21 protein-coding genes and 2 pseudogenes are annotated in these 24668 nt (G+C 58.8%); 8 read left to right on the plus strand and 15 right to left on the minus strand.

Features of this window, described 5'->3' with window-relative positions; translation table 11 throughout:
• Window positions 1-20 precede the first annotated feature (20 nt).
• From EL199_RS08385 to trmA, 14 genes and pseudogenes are all read right to left on the minus strand, one after another.
• Window positions 21-878 carry a phage antirepressor N-terminal domain-containing protein gene (locus tag EL199_RS08385; RefSeq protein WP_004142343.1) on the minus strand — a complete coding sequence of 286 codons (858 nt, stop codon included), beginning with the start codon at window positions 876-878 and terminating at the stop codon, window positions 21-23.
• 13 nt (window positions 879-891) lie between these two features.
• Entirely contained in the window at window positions 892-1119 is a 228-nt protein-coding gene (locus EL199_RS08390) for a hypothetical protein (protein ID WP_040355635.1), read from the minus strand.
• A gap of 1612 nt (window positions 1120-2731) precedes the next feature.
• Complete coding sequence (locus EL199_RS08395) at window positions 2732-3679, minus strand: COG2958 family protein (protein WP_004142335.1); 948 nt, start codon at window positions 3677-3679, stop codon at window positions 2732-2734.
• Window positions 3680-3688: 9 nt separating this feature from the next.
• A complete protein-coding gene (locus EL199_RS08400; RefSeq protein ID WP_004142334.1) occupies window positions 3689-4465 on the minus strand; it encodes an SMODS domain-containing nucleotidyltransferase in 777 nt (258 codons plus the stop codon).
• A 4-nt stretch (window positions 4466-4469) separates the two neighbouring features.
• Window positions 4470-4991: an SLATT domain-containing protein gene (locus tag EL199_RS08405; protein ID WP_004142331.1), complete on the minus strand. Its 522-nt coding sequence runs from the start codon at window positions 4989-4991 to the stop codon at window positions 4470-4472.
• A 25-nt stretch (window positions 4992-5016) separates the two neighbouring features.
• Window positions 5017-8088 carry a type I restriction endonuclease subunit R gene (locus tag EL199_RS08410; protein ID WP_126316055.1) on the minus strand — a complete coding sequence of 1024 codons (3072 nt, stop codon included), beginning with the start codon at window positions 8086-8088 and terminating at the stop codon, window positions 5017-5019.
• A complete protein-coding gene (locus EL199_RS08415; protein ID WP_004142327.1) occupies window positions 8075-9472 on the minus strand; it encodes a restriction endonuclease subunit S in 1398 nt (465 codons plus the stop codon). The genes EL199_RS08410 and EL199_RS08415 overlap by 14 nt, the downstream gene beginning before the upstream one ends.
• Window positions 9472-11853 carry a type I restriction-modification system subunit M gene (locus EL199_RS08420; RefSeq protein ID WP_004142325.1) on the minus strand — a complete coding sequence of 794 codons (2382 nt, stop codon included), beginning with the start codon at window positions 11851-11853 and terminating at the stop codon, window positions 9472-9474. The genes EL199_RS08415 and EL199_RS08420 overlap by 1 nt, the downstream gene beginning before the upstream one ends.
• 11 nt (window positions 11854-11864) lie before the next feature.
• On the minus strand, window positions 11865-13598 hold the full coding sequence (locus EL199_RS08425) for a DUF262 domain-containing protein (protein ID WP_004142324.1): 1734 nt from the start codon (window positions 13596-13598) through the stop codon (window positions 11865-11867).
• Window positions 13599-13613: 15 nt separating this feature from the next.
• Window positions 13614-13739: pseudogene (locus EL199_RS13680) on the minus strand (WYL domain-containing protein); the annotation flags it as partial.
• Between the two features lie 20 nt (window positions 13740-13759).
• A pseudogene (locus EL199_RS08435) lies at window positions 13760-14221 on the minus strand (aminotransferase class V-fold PLP-dependent enzyme); the annotation flags it as partial.
• A gap of 48 nt (window positions 14222-14269) precedes the next feature.
• The gene (locus tag EL199_RS08440; RefSeq protein ID WP_004142322.1) at window positions 14270-14905 is read right to left on the minus strand and encodes an FABP family protein; all 636 of its coding nucleotides are present in this window, start codon (window positions 14903-14905) and stop codon (window positions 14270-14272) included.
• On the minus strand, window positions 14902-15684 hold the full coding sequence (locus EL199_RS08445; protein WP_004142321.1) for a BUD32 family EKC/KEOPS complex subunit: 783 nt from the start codon (window positions 15682-15684) through the stop codon (window positions 14902-14904). Before EL199_RS08445 ends, EL199_RS08440 begins: the two co-directional genes overlap by 4 nt.
• A gap of 19 nt (window positions 15685-15703) precedes the next feature.
• Window positions 15704-16768, minus strand: coding sequence for a tRNA (uridine(54)-C5)-methyltransferase TrmA (trmA, locus tag EL199_RS08450; protein ID WP_004142320.1), 1065 nt, complete (start codon window positions 16766-16768; stop codon window positions 15704-15706).
• Between the two features lie 22 nt (window positions 16769-16790).
• Here trmA and EL199_RS08455 point away from each other — a divergent pair, with 22 nt between their 5' ends.
• The gene (locus EL199_RS08455) at window positions 16791-17303 is read left to right on the plus strand and encodes a hypothetical protein (RefSeq protein WP_004142319.1); all 513 of its coding nucleotides are present in this window, start codon (window positions 16791-16793) and stop codon (window positions 17301-17303) included.
• Between the two features lie 48 nt (window positions 17304-17351).
• Here EL199_RS08455 and dapE read toward each other — a convergent pair whose 3' ends face one another.
• Entirely contained in the window at window positions 17352-18500 is a 1149-nt protein-coding gene (dapE, locus tag EL199_RS08460) for a succinyl-diaminopimelate desuccinylase (protein ID WP_004142318.1), read from the minus strand.
• 120 nt (window positions 18501-18620) lie between these two features.
• Between dapE and EL199_RS08465 the strand changes: the two genes are divergently transcribed.
• The 7 genes from EL199_RS08465 to EL199_RS08495 all read left to right on the plus strand — a co-directional run bounded on the left by EL199_RS08465 (window position 18621) and on the right by EL199_RS08495 (window position 24631).
• A complete protein-coding gene (locus tag EL199_RS08465; RefSeq protein WP_004142317.1) occupies window positions 18621-19397 on the plus strand; it encodes an ABC transporter ATP-binding protein in 777 nt (258 codons plus the stop codon).
• Window positions 19398-19409: 12 nt separating this feature from the next.
• Window positions 19410-20177: a transporter substrate-binding domain-containing protein gene (locus EL199_RS08470; protein ID WP_004142316.1), complete on the plus strand. Its 768-nt coding sequence runs from the start codon at window positions 19410-19412 to the stop codon at window positions 20175-20177.
• An 18-nt stretch (window positions 20178-20195) separates the two neighbouring features.
• Window positions 20196-20966 (plus strand): transporter substrate-binding domain-containing protein, encoded by a 771-nt coding sequence (locus EL199_RS08475; protein WP_004142314.1) that lies wholly within the window; start codon window positions 20196-20198, stop codon window positions 20964-20966.
• Window positions 20967-20969: 3 nt separating this feature from the next.
• Window positions 20970-21686 carry an ABC transporter permease gene (locus EL199_RS08480; RefSeq protein ID WP_004142313.1) on the plus strand — a complete coding sequence of 239 codons (717 nt, stop codon included), beginning with the start codon at window positions 20970-20972 and terminating at the stop codon, window positions 21684-21686.
• Window positions 21687-22382 (plus strand): ABC transporter permease, encoded by a 696-nt coding sequence (locus EL199_RS08485; protein ID WP_004142310.1) that lies wholly within the window; start codon window positions 21687-21689, stop codon window positions 22380-22382.
• Between the two features lie 163 nt (window positions 22383-22545).
• On the plus strand, window positions 22546-23997 hold the full coding sequence (guaB, locus tag EL199_RS08490) for an IMP dehydrogenase (protein WP_004142309.1): 1452 nt from the start codon (window positions 22546-22548) through the stop codon (window positions 23995-23997).
• 235 nt (window positions 23998-24232) lie between these two features.
• Complete coding sequence (locus EL199_RS08495; RefSeq protein WP_004142308.1) at window positions 24233-24631, plus strand: DUF6404 family protein; 399 nt, start codon at window positions 24233-24235, stop codon at window positions 24629-24631.
• Window positions 24632-24668: the final 37 nt, after the last annotated feature.

Here is a 24668-nt window from a genome sequence, read left to right on the forward strand (position 1 = left end):
CCCCGCGAGGGGCTTTTCTTTTAGGTGAATTTGAACAGGTAACAGCGGACGTAGCGCGGTTTGTCCGGTGTGGCCAAAGCGCTATTCACCGTAACCGAGGCGCCGATGAAGCGGGGCGCCCGGCTTTGCGGTAGGGCACGCAACAAGGCACTGCGGTGCGGCAGCGGTACGCCACTGGCTTCGGCGACACGCATGACTTCGTTAAGGTTGAGAGCGAGCACGCCCACCTCGCGGTGGTGGTTCAGATGGTAGCCGACTGCCGCATCTTCCAGGGTCGCCACCGCCTGAAAAAATTGTGCTAGCGTCGCCCGGGTCAGATCGTCCAGCAAGTCATTGTCGTCCGGCGGCTGGAATGCGCTCAGCGCCGGCACGGCAAAGCCCAACCGCTCGCTGACGTGTCGGTACTGGTCGTAAATTTCCTGCCGCATCACCGCATCGCGACTGCGCTGCAAGGCCTGCAACAGGCTGAGGCGTTGGTTGAGGTAACGGATTTCGTCGGCTGGAGTCAGGGTGCCGTAGCTGCCTTTACCGTGCCAATAGTTATAAAGGACAACGTAGCATTCCCGCTGATAGGCAAGAACACGCGCGCGGATGTCTTCTTTGACGCGGCTGGCATCAATCCCAAAAAGCCAGCCATTGATCATGTCCAGGGGCAGGCAGACCATTTCCCGGCTTTTGCCGTCGGTGGCAACTACCTTTATCACACAGGCAGTTGAATTGAGCGTTTCGTCACGGCTGACACGTTGCCTTTGTCCTTCCCAATCCAGCCCCATTTGCTCACACAGCGCCTTCATGCCGACATGCGGCTTGCCGTTGTGCAGTACGGTCGGTACGGGATTGCCGTGAATATTGACATAGACGATTTCGTTTCTATTCATGACGGTTTTCTCCTCACCCCTGCGCCTGACCACTGCGGTTTGCGGCATCGATCGCTTTCAGCTCGGCCACGCAGCGTTCCAGGCGGTCGTTCAGGTAATGCAGCAGCATGGCGGTGTTGTCCGGCGCAAGATTGTCGGCGGAATTAAACAGGGTGGCGATGTCGTCGTAGGCGCGGCAGAGATGATCAAGGTTGCCGTAGTCGTAGATAACGTCGAAAAGACGGGCGGTAGGGGTGCGCATGTTGGGCTCCTGTTATTTAGTGGCAGCCGCCAAGAGGGCGGCGGGTCTCAACTACCGTAACAGACGGCTGGCGGTATTCCCCGCAGGTGTTGTATTTCCGCCTATCGACCCGCCCTGTATGCGTCCCGGATATGGGCATAAAAAATCCGCTGTCTGACGGGTGCGGATTGCCGCTGTTATTTAGTAGTACGCGCACTGTATGCCCGTAGGCAGGGCTTGTCAAGCAACGTAATGCCGCCTAGCGTCGAGATGGGGTGGTGATTCACCATCCCCTTCATCCCTCCACTTCCTGCGCTCTACATTTGGCCAAAAGGGGGGCGAATCGCCACCCTCCTTTCATCCTTCCTGTTTCGACACAGTCCGTGACGTTTTGCTGTACCTATCGTTTCCCCATTTTCGGCAGAAAAATCAATCGACGTTCTGCCCCCGGCCTGCGCGCACAACTCCGCCCCACGCCCGCGCGCTTTTGCCAGGGGGAGTTGCATCTTTTTACCAGCCGAAAAATCCGCACCGTTAATAGGCGGACTGGCCGATTACCTCTCCCCAATATCTGCGCAAACCACCACAGCATTGTGACTCCTATTTTGTCCGTACACCCCAGGGATGACAGGGAGAAATTTCTAAAAGTGCATGGGGGTAGTGGGAAAAGTGCAACATCCGCAATATGCCCTTTTTTCTAGGCTTAACCCAATGTTTTATAAAGGATTGCCATGTGGCAAAAAAGTGCAATTTTTTGCCACAAAAAGTGCAATATTTTTTAACGCGCTGTTTTTAATACATTTATTTTTTCGAGTTTGTGGCAAAAAAAAGTGCAACATGATTGCACTTATATTGCACTTTTATTGCACTTTGAGGGTTCTCAATTTCTCTTTCTGTTTCATTGTGTTAAGCGTATTTTTTCGGTCATGTTGCACATGTTGCACTTTTCCCGATACCCCCCACGACTTTTGAGCGCGGTTGCCTCGCGTGTGCGTACGCGCGCACATGTTACGTGGGACTGTCTGTAGCGCTAAAAGTAGTGCTTTTTTGCTCACCCACTTATAACCTACTGTTTTTATGCCTATAAATAAGAAAGATTTAATCCCCCCGCCTCCACCAATACCCAAAATCCCAACCACTCATCGGTTGGGATTTTTTTTGCCCGTTCCCCCAGTGTTGGCGCGGTTTCCGGGCCTTGCCTCGCGAGCGCCGCCCCCGCGAAGTCGGCGTTTTTGCCCCCCACCGACGCCTCTCTGTTCTCCGTTTTCTCTGGTGGCCACGCGATCGTTCCCAAGGTCATTTCCTTTGCTAACGCAGGTTTAGAGGCGGTCGTTTGTGGCTAGCAACTCCTGTAGCGGTGGCGACTGAGTGCCAAGCGGCCACAAAAAAACCGTCCGCAGGCGGTTGCTGGCGCTGGGTGCAACGCGCTCACCCGGGTAGCTGGATGCGTTGCAGACTGAGGGACATACGGGTGCTGTGGCTTCCACCCTATAGCCCGGATTTCAACCCGATAGAGAAGACATGAGCATGGATCAAACGGTTGAGGAAACAATGGCGGTTGGCTGATGTGAATGCCCTGCTGTTTTGGTTCTTTACTCTCGTTACTCTTTATTAGCAATTTGACTATAGATGATCAATCGTCCAGTTTCGGAACGTCCCAGTCAGCCGGGCGCGCTTCGCCGGTCTGGTAGAACTGCTTCACCAGCTTCACGTATTCCAGAAAATCCCGGTTCTCTGTGGCCAGCCGATTGGCCATGTCCCAATCGATTTCGTCACGCTCGCGGGCCGGTATCAGGACCTGACTGTCGGCAGGGTTGTCCACGTCCAGCTTGATGAAACCGATGCCGTGGGCGGCGAACAGCATCCGCAGTTCCTTCAGCGTATCGGTGCCGCCGATTTCCGCCGTCACCAGATAGCCAAAGTTGGCCCACGAAGAATTCGACACTGCCTGAAAAAAACACTCGCGCACGTTCGAACGGTTGATCAACAGCTTGGCCTCGAACGACCACAACTTGGTGCGCTTGTCGGAATACTGGTTGACGCAGTCCCGTACCTCCTGATGCCAGTCCGCACCCAAGTCTTCCATGCCAACCACGTCCGGGTAAAGCCAGCGGTTCCCGTTCGGGCCGCGCTTATTCGATGAACGCTTCTCATCGATGCGCTTGGAGAATACGCCAAACTCCTCCCACAGGTATTGCGACAGCAGCGGGTACAGCGCGTGCTCGTCAATTTTCAAAATACTCGCATCTGCAGTCGTCGATGTCCCCTCGCTTTCGGCAGCCGCCACTTCGGCGCTGTCCGAGCGCTCCGAAAAGTAATAACGGCGCGGCCGTCCTTCTGTCGTTTTGAGTCCCGGATGCTTCGTTTGCATACGCGGGCGCTGCGAGCTGATTTCTGCAACTAGCTGCTGCACCAAATCCGCATCGGACTTTATGTAGTCGCCACGGCTGTTAGCACGCTTTTCCTGGCACTCATCCGGGTATGAAGCGAACACCCACTCGGCGATCTGCCGTGCAGTGAATTTCTGCTCGGGCCGATCCTTCAGGTAGCCAATGACGGCCTTTGCAAGATTGAGTGCCATGTCTCCCCCTCAGAGCCGGAAAAGTTTCTTGATTTCGTTCTCAGCCGTTACCGGCATCTGGTCTTTCTCGCATTGCCTGACCTTGGTCACAATAGTTTTTGCACGCGTGATTTCATTATTGACTCGTTGCGAGTAAGACGAGTCGGTGCTCAGATTGTCGATTACCGAAAACAGGTAGTCCTTTTGATTCGACTGGAACCAAAAGCCCTGGCCACAAATCCACTTCTCCATCGCAAATGAATCGAATGGAAATCCGCTGGCCGCATTCCAATATTTCATCAGACGAATAGTTGGCTTGATCAAAGAGTTGTTGTCCTTGTTCTTTGCTTCAAGTGTGGCGTTGAAGTCGTTCGGATTCGTGGTCATCCAACCACCTGACCCGTTGGGAATCTGCAGCTCGCCGAGCCAGGTCGTAGTTGCGGGAACGAGGTCGAACTTGATGTGGTTCAGCTCCAGGACAATGGTCGGACTGGACTGGCGGATATCCGAAGATTTGTAGTACTTCTCGACAAAAGCCTTCAGCCGATTCAGATAAGTCTGAGGCGTGGCGTTGTTCTCGCTAAACACGATCATGTAATCAATATCCGAACGCTCATCCATAGAGCGCGGAAGAATCGTGCCTCGAGTCGACGAACCGAAGCGGAAGTGCTGCTTGATTACGCCACTGCTGAAATGCTGGCCAAGCCGGGTTTGCAATGTGGAGATCGATGTCGTGATCAACGACTGCTCAGCTGTGGAGAGCACGGCACTACTGGCCGTGTCCGTCAGAAAACTCAATACCGACATTCTGTCATTTCTCCTTATCTACTTTGTGGGTGGCTTCGCCTTCTTTGATCCCTTTGCGAGCTGCGACAAATGCGCGCCTTGGAATACTCGGGCTCTTCTGGTTCAGCTCATTGCGTGCAGAGGAAAGCGCCTTCAATCTCTCAGGAAGCTCGTCCAGCCGATCTGTCTCAAGCAGTTCGATCTCGCGAAAAAAGCGGGCTTCATTTCGAAGAGCCAAGAACTGTCCGGCAGCTGCCCGGTGCATTGCAGCGCGCTCGTTCGGCTTGAGAAAGGTCATCAACCCCGTCAGCAGCGACGCCAGCAAGGTGAAGGCACTGGCCCACTCGGGTTGGCTTTTAACCAGAGCTGCACCTGCAATCGCACCAAGAGCGGTTGCAGGCACACCCAGCCAGTAGTTGCGCCGAACCCATGTATCTTCGGCGTTGAAATGCCCCTTGCTCGAATACAGGGCGTCTTCTTCCAGTCGCTCAGCCTCTCTGCAAAGCGCAGAAATCTTGGCTTGATCCTCTGGCGATGTCCCAGTCATCACGTCCTCCCGCACCAATTCGTTCTCATGCTGACGCTCCAGTCTGTGGCGGAGCCTTCGGCGGAATCGCGCCCTGCTGATAGGTCGCATCGAAAACGGTGTCCGTCAGCCAGCGCTTGAAGTTGGGGTTGTCGCTGAACTGCTTGAACAGCTCGGTGTGATCGGACAGCAGCTCCAGCACCACGCGGTTTAACGCCTTGTCGTGCTCCAACCTGGCGTTTTGCCTGTCGGAGTTCGCCTGCGCGTTCTGGTAGGCCTTGTCCTGCGCCACCCTTGCCGGGATTTCCTCGGCGATGACCTTGCGAATCTTGTCCTCGTCCTTCCATTCGATATTGCCGAACAGGTCGTTGAAGGTTTGGATGATGTTGGAAAGACGGTCAATATCAGGCTCACCTTGGCCGCCTGCACCGCCAGAAGGCACCGGATCGACGGTAGCGTCGGCATCGTCCATCGCCATCTTCAGCGCTGCTTTGGCCTCAACCCGATAGCTGTCCATGTCGATGGTCTCCAGCACCCCCTTGGAGAGGTCTTCTTCCTTGGGCGCGGGCAACTTCGGGATGAGGAAGTTCAGGAAGATCGACAGCTTCTCCCACATCGGGTGACCGTAACTCAGGATCGCGGCGAGGAAACCGTAGCTGCGCACAAAGGCCTTCGCCTTCCCCTTGAACTTGACCTGATCGTCCTCGCCGAGCTGGTCGGTGTACTCGACCACGCACGCATCGAGGATCGGATCGAGTTTGTCCCGGTCTGCGCCGCTCAAGTAAAGCGTCACCAAGTCTTCCACCTGCTGCCAGCTATACACCTGCTGCCCGTCGAGTTCAGCCTTCAGGTCGTGCAGTTTGTTGGCGTCGGTTTCACCGGTCTGTATGGTGGCGCGGTAGTAATCCTGGAACGCCGCCTTCACTGCCTCGGCGTTGTCGGCGAAGTCGAGCACGAAGGTGTCGTGCTTCTGTGGATGCGCCCGGTTCAGGCGTGACAGGGTCTGCACCGCCAGCACGCCCGCCAGCGGCTTGTCCACGTACATCGTGTGCAGCAAGGGTTCATCAAAGCCGGTGACGAACTTGTTGGCAACGATCAGGAATCGATACGGGTCTTGCTTGAGATTGGCCGGAATGTCCTTGCTCGGAAACCCGTTGAGATCGGCCTCGGTCTTCTTCTGCCCGCCAATCTCGAAGTCGCCCGAGTACGCCACGATCGCCTTGTACGGGCTCTTGATCTGGGTGAGATAGTCCGACACCTCGCGCCAGTAGTCAATGGCCCGCGCGATGCCGTTGCACACGATCATCGCCCGCGCCTTGCCACCGATTTTCTGTTTGCCCGCCACCTGCGCGATGAAGTGATCGACCATGATCTCGGCCTTGCGGCGGATGGCCTTGTCGTGCGATTCGACGTAGTGGCGAATCTTCTTCAGCGCCTTCACCTTGTCGAACTCCGGGTCGTCCGCCACCGTCTTGGCCACTTGGTAGAAGCTGTCGTAGGTGGTGTAGTTCTCCACTACATCGAGGATGAACTTCTCCTGGATGGCCTGCTTGGTGGTGTAGGTCAGTTCTTCGGGCGAGCGGAACTGCACCTTATCGCCGACAAGGGTCTTCTCGCCGAACAACTCCAGAGTCTTATTCTTGGGCGTGGCAGTGAACGCAAAGTAGCTGGCGTTGGCCAGAAGTTTGCGCGAGGCGATGCGTTTCTCGATTTCGGCATTGACCGCATCCTGCGTGCCGTCCTCTTCGAACGCCTCCTCGACAGCCTTGCCGCCGAGGGCTTCGTGCATCCGCGCTGTGGTCTTGCCGCCTTGGCTGGAATGCGCTTCGTCGATCAACAGCGCGAAGCTCTTGCCGGAGAGGTCGCCCAGCTCATCAAGGATGAACGGGAATTTCTGCACCGTCGTGACGATGATCTTCTTGCCACGGCGCAGGTACTCACGCAGCTCCTGCGCGTTATCGGAGTGACCGAAGATCGCCGCCACGTGGTCGTACCCCTTGATGGTGCGGGCGATCTGCGTGTCCAGCGCGCGCCGGTCGGTGATGACGATGATGGAATCGAACTGCGCCGTCATCGGGTCATCCTTGCGGCGCAGCTCCACCAACTGGTGCGCCAGCCAAGCAATCGTGTTGCTCTTGCCGCTGCCTGCCGAATGCTGGATCAGGTAGCGCTTGCCCACCCCATCGGTATGGGCACGGCGCAGCAGCGCACGCACCGTGCGCAACTGATGGAAGCGCGGGAAGATCTGCTTGCGCCTCTTGCGTTTCTTGCCGCTGGCGTCTGCTTCTTCCTCCACCACCACCTGCGCGTAGCTCTCGATGATGTTGGCCAGCGACTCGCGGGTCAGCACCTGCTTCCACAGGTAATCGGTCTTCAGACCATCCGGGGTGGGCGGGTTGCCTGCGCCGCTGTTCCAGCCCTGGTTGAACGGCAAAAACCACGAGGCCTTACCCTTCAACTCAGTGCAGAACGCGGCCTCCGCGTCATCGACTGCGATGTGCGCCACGCAACGCCCCAACTGGAACAACAGCTCCTGTGGGTTGCGCGTGGTTTGGTACTGGACGATGGCGTCGGCCAGGGTTTGCTTGGTCAACGAATTCTTCAACTCAAACGTCAGTACCGGCAGACCGTTGATGAAGATCACCAAATCCAGTTCGTTGCCGGAATCGTTGCTGTAGCGCACCTGCCGGGTGACGCTGAAGATGTTCTTGCCGAAGGCATCCGCTGCGGCGGCATTGCCCGGCGTGGGCAGCAGCTTGTAGAGATCGACGTGTACCGGCCCGTGGCTCACGCCCTTGCGCAGCACGTCCACCACGCCGCGCTTGGTGATCTCGCCCTGCAGCCGGTGCAGGAACTGGGTGCGCTTAATGCCCTCCGCCGTCAGCTCCAGCGTTTCTACCGCCTCGGGGCTTGTAGCCTGCAAGAAGGCCAGCAACTGCGCCACATCCAGCGCCACGTCGCGGTTGTATTCGGTGGGCTTGCCCTGCACGTAGCCGTTGTGGGTGGCGGCGAAGTCCGTGGGCGCCAGCTCATGGCTGTACTCGGGCTGCGGCACACCGGTCAAGCCGCGTACCACGCGCGCCTCGAACCAGCGCTCGCTGGTGTCAGTCTTCGCCATCGTCATCCTCCTCTTCGGTCACATCTTCGTTTTCATCGCCCAGCGCGGAAAGCAGAGCGTCGTCCACCATGTCGTCCGGGCCGGGTTGCCAGCCGCGCACGTCCACTTGACCGGTGACCACATCGGCAATCAGGCGGTCGCGGTATTCGCGGATCAGCTTGATTTCCTCTTCAGCGCGGGCAATAGCGTCATCCAGCGGCTGGCACTCTTCGGTGATCCAGCGGCAGATGGCTTTTTGTTCTTCGATGGGAGGGACGGTGAACGGAACCGTCACGAGCTTTTCGCGCGTCAGGTGCGCGATGCTGACGCGGTTCACGATAGCATTGAAACGGCCACGCTTGCCATAGGTGAAAAACTGGTGGAACAGGAATTCCGGCAACATCATCGGCTTGGCCGCAACCCGATGCACAGAGTTCTGGATGTAGCACTCCGGCAGTTCATCGTTCCACATGCAGGCCCGACCAACTTCTCCGCCTTCGCTGACCAGCAAGTCACCCTTGCGAATGCGGAGTTGCGCCATCTCAGCTTTGGCCACCCACATTTCCTTCACGTCGCGCACATCTGGCTTAATCCACTGCACATTCGTGGAGCGCAGGTAGGGCTTAAAATCGCCATCGCCAGCCTTGGCTTCCGTGGTCAGCATCTTGCCCAAGACCATGTTGGCCACGTTCTTCAGCCTTTGCACTTCCCAGTGCTCCGGCACCTCGCCCAGCCATTCGATGCCGGACGGCCTCAACGCTACCGATGAATCAAGGCCGCGCGTGACTGCGTGGTCGATGATGCGCAGCTTTTGTTCGGTGAGCAGCTTGATCAGATCCCGTTTGGCCTTGATGAAGCGGGCGATGTACGCGTCCTGCGCGCGCAGGTAGGCAACGATCTGGTCTTGTTCGGAGCGCGAGGGGACAGGAATTGGAATTTGCCCAAACTGGTCAAAATATAGCCGGAGGCGCATATCCATTATGCCCCTCGACCTAATTTTGAACTGCTGGAGATACTTCTTCGTTCTAAATAGGAAATGATAGTAATCAGTGTTGCATGGCTTGACTGGCCTCAAAATATCATAGGCTGGACTGGTAACGCCTTGATAGTGGGAGGCGCCAATAGCACCCATCCAAGCGAGAAGCTTGTTGCAAATTATGTCCCCCTCTTTTACAACCCAATATCCATCGGTTGTAGAAGCTTTATTGCCGCGTTGCTCAAGGCTTTTTCGCGGTCTTACGCCAATATGGGTGTAAACAGATAGCAACTCCATCTGGTTATTTGCTGGCGCTTTTTCAATAACCAAGCGGAACATTTGCTTAGCACGCAGGATTCCCCACGATTCAGGCAAATATTCAAACCACTTCAAATCAGTTCGTCTGTAATCCGGATAGGGGCCAAACATTATTTTTCTACCCCCACGATCTTGTGCAACAAACCCTCGCTTTGCTGCTCCAGCGCGAGAATGTCGGCGCGGATTTCGGCCAGCGTGCGCAGTGGCACGGGCTTGTAGAAATAGCGGGCGAAGGAAATCTCGTAGCCGATCTGGGTCTTGTCCGTGGCGATCCAGGCGTCCGGTGCGTGCGGCAGCACTTCGCGGGCGAAGAAGGCGTCAATGCCGCCTGGTTCCTTCAACGGCACCTGCTCGGTGTCGCGCAGCTCACTGTCGGGTTCGTACTCGACCATGAAGCGATCCTTGCCCACGGTTTCCAGGTACGCACCGTCGAAGCCGGGCTCGAAGTGTTCCCCTGCCTTGAGCTTGCTGCGCTTAGCGATGACCGGCGGCGCGGCTTCGTCGCGCCAACTCACTGCCTTGTAGATGGCCTTCTTCTCCGGCGCGCCGAGCTTGTCGCCCTGCGCCTTGAGCGCCGCATCGAAGCGGGCGCGGAATTCGTTGTGGTCGTCGAACACGGCGCTGCCCAGTGCCTTTTGCGCCCGTTGTGCCACCTCCATCAGCCCCTTGTCGCGCTGCCATGTCGAGGCATCGAGCAACTTCTTGCGGCGCTTGGCGGGCACGGACTTGCGGCTGGTGGTGGCTTCACCGTCATCGCCACTGTCTTCGCCGTCGTCGTCTTCATTTTCGTCCTCATCTCTCAGCCACGCCTCGATGGCCTGTTTGCGCTTGGCGAACTCGCTGTAGAGCGCCTCGCCATGGGTGGCATAGATTTCGGCGCGTAGTGCCTCATCGCCGGAGGCAAAACGCAGGGGCTCAATGCGTTCGTCGGAGAGCTGGCTTTTCAGGCGCAGCGGGCGCTCGACGGTGATCTTCCAGTAGCCGAAGTCCTCGGTGTCGAACCATTTCGACTCGGCGGTTTCCTGCGCCTCGCCGAGGTAGAGGTCGAGGATTCGCTGGATGTCACCAGCCGAGAGTTCGCAGTTCTTCTTGCCGAGGTTGCGGCGCAGCGGCTGGAACCACTGCGATGCGTCGATCAACTGCACCTTGCCACGCCGCGCTTCGGCCTTCTTGTTGGCCAGCATCCAGATGTAGGTGGCGATGCCGGTGTTGTAGAAGATGTTGAGCGGCAGGGCGATAATGGCCTCACACCAGTCGTTCTCCAGCACCCAGCGGCGGATGTTGCTCTCGCCCTGGCCTGCGTCGCCGGTAAACAGCGCGGAGCCGTTGTGCACCAGCGCAATTCGGCTGCCCAGCGGCGTGTTGTGCTTCATCTTTTGCAGCTTGTTCACCTGGAACATGAGCTGTCCGTCGCTTGAGCGGGTGATGAGCTTGAATTCGTTGTTGCCCGCGTGGCTGACAATGAAACGCGGGTCATTGAATTCCTTCTTGCCGCCCATGCGCTCCAGATCGGTCTTCCAACTCTTGCCGTAGGGCGGGTTGGAGATCATGAAGTCGAATTCGCGGCTCCTGAACTGGTCGTTGGACAGGGTGGATTTGTCTGCGCCACCGACGATGTTCTCGGCCTCCGCGCCTTCGCCCTTCAAGAGCAGGTCGGCCTTGCAAATAGCGTAGGTTTCGTCGCTGATCTCCTGCCCGAACAGGTGGATCGACACTTCCTTGCCGTGCTGCTCAGCCAATTCGTGTAGCGCTTCCTCGGCCACGGTGAGCATGCCGCCAGTGCCGCAGGTGCCGTCGTAGAGCGAATAGGTGCTGGACTCGATCCGGTCGGCCACCGGCAGAAATAACAACTTGGCCATGAGCTGCACCACGTCGCGCGGGGTGAAGTGTTCGCCTGCCTCTTCGTTGTTGTCTTCGTTGAAGCGGCGGATCAGCTCCTCGAACACTGTGCCCATGCCGTGGTTGTCCAGCGCGGGCAGCTTGATGCGGCCGTCGACATCCTTTACTGGCAGCGGCGCGAGATTGACCTCGGGGTCGAGGAAGTCGTCGATCAAGTAACCAAGGACGTGGGAATCCACCAGCTTCTGGATCTGGTTGCGGAAGTTGAACTTGGTGAGGATCTCCTGCACGTTGGGTGAGAAGCCGTCCAGGTATGCAATGAAGTCATCGCGCAAGCGCTGGCCCTGGCTGCTTCCCTTGAGCTTGGCCAGCGTGAATTCTGAGACGTTGTAGAAGGCTTGGCCTGCCGCCATGCGCAGCGCGCCGTCCTGCTCGGCCACTTTGTGGGTGTCCAGGAACCTCTTGCGCTCGAGCACCACGTCTTTCGTCGCTTCGAGCACGGCGTCGAGCCGCCGCAGCACGGTGAAAGGCAGGATCACGTCACGGTACTTGCCGCGCACGTAGACGTCGCGAAGACGGTTGTCAGCAATGTTCCAGATGAAGTCGGAAATCCACTTGATCTGGCTTTGGTCTTGTTGTCGCTTCTTCTGCATCAATACATTCCTCAGCTCGCCTCCGTGTCTGTGGAGACGGCGAGATTCCAATGTTCTGCGAGGACACCCACAAGACGTTTCTGGCGTTCGGCCAGAAGCGTGGGCGTCCACTCGTTTTCTGCTCTGACTTCCTGCGTCAACACGAAGGGCGAGGCCTTACCTTTGCCCTTAAAGTAGGCGTCCTTCTTCTTGGCAAAGTCGTAGTTGCTGGCGGACGAGTTCTTGTTCCTATCCAGCGGAACCAGATTGGCCAGACGGTGCGTCCAGCCGTCGCGCTCGTCTTCATCCGGAAACCACTTGATCCAGTCCGAACCGTCGGGCGGGGTTTGCGGCAGAACGTGCTCCAGAGACACGGCATCTTGAAGCTGCACGCCGGGGGCGCGCACCAAGGACTCAAGGCGCAAGACCAGCGCCATCCGTGCCTTGGGCAGATCGTCGTACACGTCTCCATCGAGTGCCACGACAAACTTGCGCTTTTGCGCGTCTGTCAGTGTCAGCGTGGTGAGCGCAGCCAGATCTCCCTTGAAGGCCTCCGGTTCAATTTCCTTGGTGAGCGCAGCGTAGGTTTCTATGCGCTCGTTGATGCCCACCTTTGTGACCAACAGGAAATAGGTCAGGCGTTCCAGTGACTGGAAAAACTCTGCGAGCCGTTTGGGTTGCTGCCGGAAACGCTTGAAGTAGACCAGTGCCGGGGGCACCCAGTCCTTGAAATCCACGCGGTTGAGCCAAGACAGGTGTTCGTTGATCGTCTCGGCGTGTTCGGTGGCCTCGAAGTCTGCATCGCGCACGAAGTCCCACACTTCAGCATAGGGTTTGATGACCTTGTCGACGAGGTCGATGGGAGCCTTGTACTCGGTGACGTGCTCCTGAAACTCCTTGACCAGTGTGGCCCGCTGCTTCTGCTTGGCGTAGATGGTACGGATGTGAGCGAACAGGTCGCCAAAGGCGTCGCGGCCCAGCTGGCTTTCGATCTCGCTCCACTTTTTCGAGTAGGTGCGCGCCTTGTCTTCGCCGCCCATGCGGCGAATCGAGCCAAGCACTTCGGCCTTGAGGATGTCGATAGGCGCAAGGTCGAGCCCACGGTTGTTGAGCACGGAGAAAATGCGGTAGGCGGCTTCGAGGTCGGGCGTGGAGATAACGACCAGCGAGCAGTCGTTGGCGAGGAATTTCCAAAGGGCGTTACGGTCATCTGGCGACAGCGCCTTGGCCTTTTCAAGCAGCAGCGTGGCGTTTTCGCGGTAGCGTAGACGGCTGTCTTCCAACTTATCGGTACTGGCAACCAGCTGGGCGATGCCACCCGGCTCCTGAATATTGGTGCGGAAGAAGTCGGCGTCTTCCTCGCGGGCAATAAATCGGTAGCCGGTGGCTTTGCCGAGCATCTCGTCCCCCTCTTCGTAGAGGAAAGGGGTCACGCTCCTCACGCCTTGCGGGTAGCCTGCGGCCTCCCACGCCGCGCGCAAGGCCGCGAAAAGGATGGTAAGCGTGGTAAGCCGCTGCTGGCCGTCAACCACCATCGCCTTGGGGTCGCGGTCGTTCTTGATCAGAACGATGCTGCCGAGGAAGTATTGGCTGCTGGCCCCCGAAGCACGCGCGTCCTGCATCGCCGAGTACAGATCATCGAACAGCTCTGTGGCCTGCTCGGTTGTCCAGGCGTAAGGGCGCTGGTAGTCCGGAATCTCGAACTGGTAGCTGCCTTCGAAAATCGCCCTGATCAGTTTGTCGTGGGCTTCAAGTGTCTTGGCCATTGGTTTTCTTCTTTCCTATCTTTTCTTTGGGCTGCTTGGGGCTTGGTAGCCCGGAGCCAGCTTGGCGTTCTCGACGCCGTACAGCGCCAGCGGATCGCTGAGCCACAGGCGGTACTGTTCTTCCTTGAGACGGTGGTCGGGTAGTCGCGGTATTGCACGCCGCTGATGGTTTCGTTGCTGGTGAGGTAGAGGTAGCGGCAATCGGCGGACAGCGGCGGCAGGGCATCCGGCAGGGTGGTGAAGCCGCTATCGCGCCCCGTCCAGATTTCGCGGGCATCGCCAACACGTTGTGCTTCTTTCAATGCTTTTTCCGCCCAGATGCCGCTGTTGATGTAGGCGGCGCTGCCACCGTCGGCGAGCAGGTTGAGCGGGATCATGTCGAATTGTTGGTGCGCGCCGCCAGCAAGCAGGAGCGGCTGGAAGTCGGCGGGTGCGGCAATGAGTTCTTGCGCGAGCGCCAGGGTTTCTTCGTGCACGGCTTCGAAGCGTTTGCTGCGGTGGCTGATTTCCAGCACGGACATGCCGCAGCCCTGGAAGTCGAGCAGTTCAGCCTGGGCGGATTCGAGGACGGCAAGCGGCAGGGTGCAGGGTCCGGCGGTGAAGTTGTAGATGCGGTGGGTCATGGATGCCTCTCTTGGGGTTTTAGGGGATGGTTCAATGTTTGCGACGGTTTATTTTATCGCCGCGCGGGCGGTCGGATTGGGGGTGGGTTCGGCGATTTTGTAGAGGGTGTTGCGGTCAGTGTGATGGAAGGGTTGTGCCCGGTCGGGAATGATGAGCACGGTGTCCTGTTCATAGCTCCAGCTACCGTCGGGATGGTGGGTGACGGTGATGGTATAGCTCTCGGTTTTGAAGGCGTGTTCGAGGAAGGGGTTGGAAAGGATGCCGTTTTCAAGGCTGCCGCGCCCGGCACGCAGGGTGAAGGTGGTGGCGTCGGCAGCAGCATTGCCGACAGCCATCGCGGTTTGCCCGCGCGGAATGGCCAAGGTAAGGATAACGTTGCCAGTGGCGGGTTCCCACAGCCAGTAACCGACCTGATCGTGGAAGGTTTCGACGCCGCCCGGCTGGAGGATATGGGTGTGATAGCGCAGGCCGTAGTAGAGCTGCGGGCCGTTGGTCTGGGCATCAATGGGCTGGAGTTCGTAGTGTTCGATGTAGGGGTCATGGTGCGCGCCGTCGGCTTTGGGATTGGTGTCCATGCCTTTTTCGCCGCGCCAGATGCCCGCCATGCGGGCAAGCGGGCCGAGATGGGCAAGGGTGTCAGGATCAACGGCAGCTTCGGTATAGACGTCTGTGGGGTATTTCATGCGTATGTTCGGTGTTCGAGGTGAATCAGTTCGGCAAGGGCAGCGAGACGCAACGGGTCTTTGCCCCAGCGGGGGTGATGCAGGCAGCGCATCCACAGCAGCGGACGCACGGCGGCCTGAATGTCGTGCACGACGGTGGGCGACAAGGTGCGAGTGTGGGCGTGCCACAGACGGACGGCAGCATCAAGGTGGCCGCGCTGTTTGAGGATGATGGCGGTGGATTGCAGGTAGCAGAGGTAGTCGCGGCTCTCGCAGGCGGTAAAGGACATATACTGCCCGGGGTCTTCTTCGAAATCAATGAATCCCGTACTGCCGTCGGGGCAGGCGATGATGTTGCGCGCGAAGGGCTCGCTCAGGTATTGCCCGTGTTCATGCACGGCGCGGATGGCATCAAGGCCCTGTTGCCAGCGGGTGAGGTCGTCAGTTTCGTGCTCGATGCACTCAAGCAGGGTGTGTTCACCAAGATGAGTAAACATGATGCCGTCCGCGCTGCGCGCGAGCAGGTGCGGCACATGGACGCCGTGCGCTTCCAGGATTTGCAGGCGCTCGGCCTTGGTCGCGATGACGGCGCGGTCGCCGTGGTTGGGCACGGGTTTGAGCGCATTGAGGTGGAAAATGGCGGCGAAGTAGCCGATTAGGGTATAGCGCCACTGCGGGATGCTTTTCCCTGCTTTACGTACCCAAACGGTTTCACCGCTGGCGAGGGTATGACGAGCGATATTGGTGGCTTGTCGGGGCAGGATAGCGGCGAGCGCCACCTGATAGGGGTTGTTGTTCATGATCATGATGGCGGTTTTTTTATTTACGCACCAACACCACGCCGCTTTCGATGTGTGGCGTAAACGGAAATTGGTCAAAGAGCGCGCAGGCGCGGATGCGGTGCGTCTGGCTGAGGGTGTGCAGGTTGTCGGCGAGTGTTTCCGGGTTGCAGGAGATGTAGAGGATGCGCGGGTAGCGGGCGATGAGGGCGAGTGTTGCCGCGTCAATGCCCGCGCGCGGCGGATCGACGAAGACGGTGTCGAAATCGTAGGTGGCGAGGTCGATGCCGTCTTGTTGCAGGCGGCGGAAGGGGCGCACGCCACGTAGCGCTTCGCCCAGTTCTTCGGCGGAGAGGCGGGCGACGGCGATGTTTTCTATGCCGTTTTCCGCGAGGTTGGCGCGCAGCGCACGGATGCCGTTTTTGCTGACTTCGGTCGCCAGCACCCGGCGGTAGCGCGCGGCGAGCGGCAGGGTGAAGTTGCCGTTGCCGCAGTAGAGTTCGAGCAGATCGGCTCGGCTGCCCGCCTGCGCTGTCGCCCAGTCGAGCATGTGCTGACAGACGGTGGCGTTGGGCTGGCTGAAGCTGTTTTCGTATTGGCGGTAGTGGTAGTCGCGTCCGCCAACGCAGAAGGTTTCTGTAATGTGGTCTTGGCCGATGATGCGTTTTTCGCGGCGCGCGCGGCCGATGAGATGCACGCCCCGTTCGGCGGCAAGCGCTTCGGCGGCTTCTTGCCAGGCGTCATCAAGCGGGCGGTGGTAGATGAGGCTGAGCATGGTCTCGCCCGCCTGCGTCGTCTGGAATTCTGCCTGAAAGAGGCGGTGGCGTAGGGCAGGGCGGTCGTGCAGGGCGGTAATCACTCGCGGCATCAGGCGGTTAATCGCTGCGTGCGCGGGCGGGAAGGTGTCGATGCGCAGCGGTTTGCCGTCGGCGCCGGTCATGGCGAAATGGCAATTGTCGCCGTCGTGCCAGACGCGGAATTCGGCGCGCATGCGGTAACCTTCAGGCGGTGAAGGGAAAATTTCTGCCTCCGGCGCGGCGAATGGTGCCAGCAGCGCGCGCAGGCGGCGGGTTTTGTCGTCCAGTTGGCTTTGGTATGCTGTCATCGGTTTTTAACAGGAGCAATGGATGAAGATGGACATTGTATGCTTTGTAGGGCTTTTTGGCCTGATTACCGGTTGCGGCAGTCCGGTGCGTCCGCCGCTGACCGCGGAAGCCTCGGCGCAGCAGGCGCTGATTGTAAATGCCGAGGCGAGGGCGCAACCGCCCGCGCGCCAGGCGCTCTCAACGCTGCGGCAGATGGTGAATCGTGGTGAAATTATCCCCGGCGGCTGTTGGGATTATTTGAATGCCGGTTTTGATCGCGCCGGGATTCCCGAAGCGCGGCGGCAGATGGTGTTCTCTGGTGATGCGAAAGCAGGTCCTTATGCTGATCCGGCGACTTTTTTGCCGGGCGACTGGCTTTATTATGTGAACCATTCTTACGGCGATATTGAGCATAGCGGTGTTTTTGTGGATTGGACGGATTATGCGCGTAGCGAGGGTTTGGTGCTGAGTTATGCGGGTGAGCAGCGCAATGAGCCGGGGCGCTATAAGGTTTATGATTTGTCGCACGTTTATCGTATTACGCGCGCGCAGTAGGGACTTTGTTATAGAAACCGCCCGTTAGGGCGGTTTTTTTTGTGCTTTTCAGCTGGTCGGGCATTCCCGCCACAGGTTGCGCACGGTGTCTTCGTAGATAGCGGCAAGCGGCGCGAGGTCGGCGACGGGGACGTGTTCGTCGATTTGGTGCAGTGTGGCGCTGTCCGGGCCGAATTCGATGGTCGCCGCGCCGTATTGGGCGAGGAAGCGAGCGTCGGAGGTGCCGCCGCCGGTGTCCAGTTGCAGGGTTTCGCCGGTGTGGGTGGCAACGGCGGCGCGCAGGGCGGCAATCAGCGCGGCGTTTTCGGTGAGGAAGGGTTCGCCCGACAGTTTCCATTGGTATTCGGCGTGGATGCCGCTCTCTTGCAGGGTTTCTTCGATAAGTGCGGTCGCTTGTGCTTGCAGGCTGGCCTGGTTGTGTTCGGTGTTGTAGCGCCAGTTGGCTTTGCAGCTGGCGGTGGCGGGGACGACGTTTTCCGCGCCGCTGCCCGCCGCGAGGTTGCTTACCTGGAAGCTGGTTGGCGGGAAGTGGGCGTTGCCATCGTCCCAACGGGTCGCCGCGAGGCGGGCGATAACCGCACCAAGGGCGTGGATGGGGTTGCGCACGTTGGCCGGATAGGCGACGTGTCCTTGTTTGCCGTGCAGGGTGAGGTGCAGGTGCAGCGAGCCACGGCGGCCGTGGCGGGCGCGGTCGCCCAGGCGGGCGGCGGTTGAGGGTTCGCCGACGAGGCTGTAGTCAATGTGGATGCCTTCGGCGGCGAGTTGGGCAAGGACGGCTTTGCTGCCGTGGGTGCCGTCGCCTTCTTCGTCGCTGGTGAGGAGCAGGGCGAGGGTGCCGGGATGCGGCGTGGCGGCAAGGCGCTCCAGGGCGACGGTCATCGCGGCGACGCCCGCTTTCATGTCGGCGGCGCCACGTCCGTAGAGTTTGCCGTCGCGGAGGGTGGGCGTGAATGGCGGCGAGGTCCAGGCGGCAAGCTCGCCGGGCGGGACGACGTCGGTATGGCCGGCGAAGGCGATGAGCGGCGCGCCGCTGCCGTGCGTCGCCCAGAGGTTGTCGGTGTCGCCGAGGCGGAGGTGGCGGATGGTAAAGCCTGCCGCGTGCAGGCGGGCGGCGATGAGCGCCTGGCAACCGGCATCATCCGGGGTGATGGAGGGGCGGCGGATGAGCGCTTGCAGGAGGTCGAGGGTGGGGTTCATGAGGGCCCTTTTTGTTACGGGAGAGGTGAGCGGACGATAATGTGGAACGCGCTATTTTATCGGCTCGCCGCCACGACGGTGGTGTAGAATTACGCGCTTTCTTCTTTTGGAGTTGTCCCGGTGGATGCTGTTCCTGCGCTGCAAGCGGTAGATATTCATAAATCCTTTGGCGAGATTGAGGTGTTGAAAGGAATTTCCCTGACGGCGCACAAGGGCGACGTGGTCTCGATTCTCGGCTCGTCCGGCTCGGGCAAGAGTACCTTTTTGCGTTGCCTCAATTTTCTCGAAATGCCGGATCGCGGCGAGGTGCACGTTGCCGGTGAAGTGGTGCAAATCAAGGAAAGGCGCCACGGACGCCGTGAGGCGGGCAGTTTGCGCCAGATTCAGCGGGTGCGCTCGAAACTGTCGATGGTCTTCCAGAATTTCAATTTGTGGCAACACATGTCGGTCATGCAGAATCTGATTGAAGCGCCGACCCAGGTGCTGAAAGTGCCCAAAGCCGAGGCGATGGAACGCGCGGCGGCGCTGTTGCACAAGGTTGGGCTGTATGAGCGGCGCGATTACTATCCGAACCAGCTTTCGGGCGGCCAGCAGCAGCGGGTGGCGATTGCCCGCGCGCTGGCGATGGAACCCGACGCCCTGCTGTTCGATGAACCGACTTCGGCGCTTGACCCGGAACTGGTCGGCGATGTGCTGCGGCTGATGCAGGAGCTAGCGGCCGAGGGGCGAACGATGGTCGTGGTTACACACGAGTTGGGGTTTGCCCGCGAGGTCTCTTCGCATGTGATGTTCCTGCATCAGGGGCAGATCGAAGAAGAAGGGCGACCGGAAAAGCTGTTTTACCACAGCGATTCAGAGCGGGTTCGCCAGTTTTTGTCCAACAGCCTGAAAGGGTAAGGGGTGATAGTGATGAAGAAATTATTCGTCATGATGTTCGGGGCGGCACTCGCCGCCCATGCGTTTGCCGACGGCAAGCCGCTGGTGATTTCCACCGACGGCACCTATCCGCCGTTTTCCGAAATGGCGAGCGACGGCCAGATGACCGGCTTTGACATCGACATCGGCAAGGCGCTGTGCGAACAGATGAAGCGCGAATGCCGCTTCGAGCAGCTGGACTGGGAAGGCCTGATTCCGGCGCTGAAGACGAACAAGGTGGACGTCATCCTCGCTTCCATGAACGACACGCCGGAGCGCCGCGAAAGCATCGCCTTCACCGACCCGTACTACAGCAACCCCGGCCTGTTTGTCCGCGCGGCGGGCAGCAAGGTTGAGCCGACGGCAGAAGGCGTCAAGGGCAAAGTCGTTGGCGTCTTGCGCGCCTCCATCTTTGATAACTACGTGACCGCCAAATTCCCCGACGCCGACATCCAGCGCTTTACCTCGCAGGAAGACGCCAACGCCGCAGCCGTCGCCGGGCGCGTTGATTTGCTTTTCGCCGACAAAATCGTGATGGACGGCTTCCTGCAACACGACGAAGGCAAGAACTTTGAAGCCGTGGGCGAGACCGACGATCCCGAATACTTCGGCGCGGGCATCGCCATCGGCGTGCGCAAAGAGGACAACGCCCTGCGCGAAGACTTGAACGCCGCGCTCAAAGCCATCAAAGAAAACGGCGCGTACAAAAAAGTAAACGACAAATACTTCAAGTACGACATCTCCGGTGGCACGACCCAATAAACAGAGAGGTTGAACAACATGAAAAAACTACTTGCCATAGCCCTGTGTGCCGGCTTTGCCGGCAACGCCCTTGCAGCCGATAAACCGCTGATATTTTCCACCGACGGCACCTATCCGCCGTTCTCCGAAATGGGGAGCGATGGCCAGATGACCGGCTTTGACATCGATATCGGCAAGGCACTGTGCGAACAAATGAAGCGCGAGTGCCGCTTCGAGCCCATCGACTGGGAAGGCCTGATTCCGGCATTACAAACCAAAAAAATAGACGTCATCCTCGCCTCCATGAACGACACGCCGGAGCGCCGCGAAAGCATCGCCTTCACCGACCCGTACTACAGCAACCCCGGCCTGTTCGTGCGTGCCGAAGGCAGCAAAATCGAGCCGACACCGGAAGGCGTCAAGGGCAAAGTCGTCGGCGTCTTGCGCGCCTCCATTTTCGACAACTACGTCACCGCCAAATTCCCCGATGCCAACATCCAGCGCTACACCTCGCAAGAAGAAGCCAACCAGGATGCGCTTGCCGGGCGGGTTGATTTGCTCTTTGCCGACAAAATCGTGATGGAAGATGGCTTCCTGCAACGCGACGAAGGCAAAGGCTTTGAAATCGCGGGAGAGACTAATGACCCCGAATACTTTGGTGCGGGCATCTCCATCGGCGTGCGCAAAGACGACAACGCCCTGCGCGAAGAACTGAACGCCGCGCTCAAAGCCATCAAAGAAAACGGCGCGTACAAAAAAGTAAACGACAAATACTTCAAGTACGACATCTCCGGCGGCACGGCGAAATAAAACATGAACGGCTTTTCCACCCTGCTGGAATACCGGGAAGTACTGCTCAAGGGTGCATGGGTCACCCTTGAGCTTTCCATTTTCGGCCTGCTCGTCTCGCTTGCCTTCGGCTTGCTCGCCTGCCTGGGCAAAATGAGCAAAAACCCGTGGCTGCGCGTCCCGGCGTACACCTACACCACTCTGGTGCGCGGCGTGCCCGACCTCATCCAGCTCTTCCTCATCTACTACGGCGGCCAATACCTGTTAAACGCGCTGGCAGAAAAACTCGGCTGGCCGCATCTCGACATGAACCCGCTCGGCACCGGCATCTTCGTCATCGGCTTCGTCATGGGCGCCTACATGGCCGAATCCTTCCGCGGCGGCTTCCTTGCCATCCCCAAAGGCCAAATCGAAGCGGCGCGCGCCTACGGCCTCTCGCGCAAAAGCATCTTCTGGCGCATCTCCTGGCCGCAAATGCTGCGCTACGCCTTGCCATCACTTGGCAACAACTGGCTGGTACTGATGAAAAACACCGCGCTGGTCTCCATCATCGGCCTGCAGGACATCGTGCGCATCGCCAACGCCGCCGCGCGCAGCGCACAAAAAAAAGACCTGTTTGCCGGCTTCTGGTTCTACGGCGCGATGGCTGCGTGGTTCCTTATCCTCACCACCTTCTCCATCGCCATCCTCTGGTGGCTGCGCCGCCGTTACTCCGCCGGATACCAAATCGAAGGCACCTGAATGCACTGGACACAAATCCTCACCGACAACCTGCCGCTCTGGCTCAGCGGTCTCTGGCAGACCCTGTGGCTGGTCGCGCTCTCGCTCCTCATCGGCCTCACCATCGCCATACCCTGCGGCATGCTGCTCTCCTCGCGTTGCGCCATCTGGTGGAAACTGCCCGTGATGGCATTCAGCTACATCTTCCGCGGCACGCCGATGCTGGTACAACTCTACATCTTCTACTACGGCATCGGCCTCGTCATCGGCCGCATCCCCGGCGTGCGCGAACTCGCCCTGTGGCCGCTGTTGCGCCAGGCGTGGCCGTGGGTCATGCTCTCCTTCATCCTGAACACCGCCGCCTACACCGCGGAAATCGTGCGCGGCGCCATCGAAACCACGCCCAAAGGCGAGATTGAGGCGGCAAAAGCCCTCGGCATGAACCGCCGCCAAATCCAGTGGCGCATCATCCTGCCCGGTGCGGCACGCCGCGCGCTGCCCGCCTACGGCAACGAAATCATCTTCATGCTGCACGGCTCGGCAATCGCCAGCACCGCGACCCTGCTTGACATCACCGGCGTTGCCAACACCCTCTATACCCGCACTTACGAACCCTTCGCGCCGTTTCTCACCGCGGCCGTCATCTACCTTGCCATCACCCTGTGCATCGTCGGCATCTTCCGCCGCATCGAAAAGCGGCTGAACCGCCATCTATAGAACCCCTATTACCGACCACAAAAAAACCGGCGAGCGATTGCCGGTTTTTTCTTTAACCGCCAATGGGCGCAGGCGGCCTCCGAATTGCGCACCGAACAACCCCAAGCGCCGTGCCGCATTCTGCTAAAATACGCCGCCATTGAAAATCAGGAGGCTCACACCCATGCGTATCATCGAAGAAGCACTGACGTTTGACGACGTCCTGCTCGTCCCCGACTATTCCGACATCCTGCCGCGCGACGTGGATTTATCCGTGCAACTCGCGCGCGACATCCGGCTCAACATCCCCCTCTTTGCTGCGGCGATGGACACCGTCTCCGAAGCGCGGCTTGCTATTGCGCTCGCCCAACTGGGCGGCATCGCCATCATCCACAAAAACATGACGCCCGAACAACAGGCGGCAGAAGTGCGCAAAGTCAAACGCTTTGAGTCTGGCGTCATCCGCGACCCGCTCACCACCACGCCAAACACCACCGTCGGCGAAGTGCGCGCCATCACCCAGGAGCACAAATTCTCCGGCCTGCCCGTGCTGGAAAACGGCAAAGTCGTTGGCATCGTTACCCGCCGCGACCTGCGCTACATGGAAGACGACGTCCTCGTGCGCGAAGTCATGACGCCGCAAGCGCGCCTCGTTACCGCCCAAGAAAACGCCAGCACCGAAGAAATCAAAGGATTACTGCACAAACACCGCATCGAAAAAGTGCTGCTGGTTGATGACGGCTTCACCCTGAAAGGGCTCGTCACCGTCAAAGACTTGCGCAGCGCGCGCGACTATCCGCTCGCCTGCAAAGACCAGAACGAAAGCCTGCGCGTCGGCGCGGCCATCGGCCCCGGAGGTGACAGCGAACGCCGCATCGAACTCCTGACCGCCGCCGGCGTGGACATTATCGTCGTCGATACCGCGCACGGTCACTCCAAAGGCGTGCTTGACCGCGTGCGCGACCTGCGCCGCCAGCATCCCGACCTCGTCATCGTCGGCGGCAATATCGCCACCGCCGACGCCGCCATTGCTCTGGCTGATGCGGGTGCAGACGTGGTCAAAGTCGGCATCGGCCCCGGCTCCATCTGCACCACCCGCATCGTCGCCGGTGTCGGCGTGCCGCAAATCTCGGCGGTCAGCAACGTCGCCCAGGCGATGAAAGGCCGCCCCGTTACCGTCATCGCCGACGGCGGCCTGCGCTACTCCGGCGACATCGCCAAAGCCATCGCCGCCGGTGCGCATGCCGTCATGGTCGGCGGCCTGCTCGCCGGTACCGAAGAATCGCCGGGCGAAGTCGAACTCTACGAAGGCCGCTCCTACAAAGCCTACCGCGGCATGGGCTCGCTCGGCGCGATGAGCGCGGGCTCCGCCGACCGCTACTTCCAGGGCGGACAAAAAGCGGAAAAATTCGTGCCGGAAGGCATCGAAGGCCGCGTGCCGTACAAAGGCGCGGTTTCCGCCGTCATCGAACAACTGATGGGCGGCCTGCGCTCCAGCATGGGCTACACCGGCTGCCGCAACCTCGCGGAAATGCGGGAAAAACCGCGCTTCGTCCGCATCAGCAACGCCGGCATGCAAGAATCGCACGTCCACGACGTCACCATCACCAAAGAACCACCGAACTACCGGCGTTAAACCGCGATGCCCGCCCTGTCATGGGCGGGCATTCGTTTTCCAGTACCGTTTGCCATTTACATACACGTAGAGCTCAAGTGTCTGTAAATTTATCCTTCTCGCCGAGCGAAGAACCGGCGGTTAGCGTCGGCATAACCGTCCTATTTTTTATAGGGTGCGCCTTGGCGCACCGGATTTTCAAAACAATCTGCTATCTTCCGCACCCTATAATTCACTAAAGCAAAAGGAATTCGCCATGTCATATCCACCTTCCATTGAAAAAGCGCTGGCGTATCTGAAAGCAGCAGACATTCCAAATTATTTGAAGAATGAAAAAATGTGGTTTGTGCATAGAGTTTTCTGGAAACTAGGCATCTCCTTTCCTCCTGCTATATTGGCAAGTTTTCCTGTTAATTTCATCTATTTTGGCATCATCGGCACAATAATATTACTCTCTGTTCCTTTGCTGTTTATTTATGGGTTGTACTGGCACAATAAATTAACCGCTTTAGAATGGACAGCGTACTTAATGCTTAATTTTGTCATTCATGGCACCATGATGGCGCGCTCTATACAGCATCGGCGTCGCAATCTGGGCTTGCGCTCATGGCAAGAAATCCAAAACCTGCCCGACAATAGCGAAGAAAACCCGTAGGAGCAGTTAGCGTCAGCGTAACCGCCTAACTTTTATA

The sequence above is a fragment of the Cardiobacterium hominis genome (genome assembly GCF_900637305.1).
Classification (GTDB): Bacteria; Pseudomonadota; Gammaproteobacteria; order Cardiobacteriales; family Cardiobacteriaceae; genus Cardiobacterium; species Cardiobacterium hominis.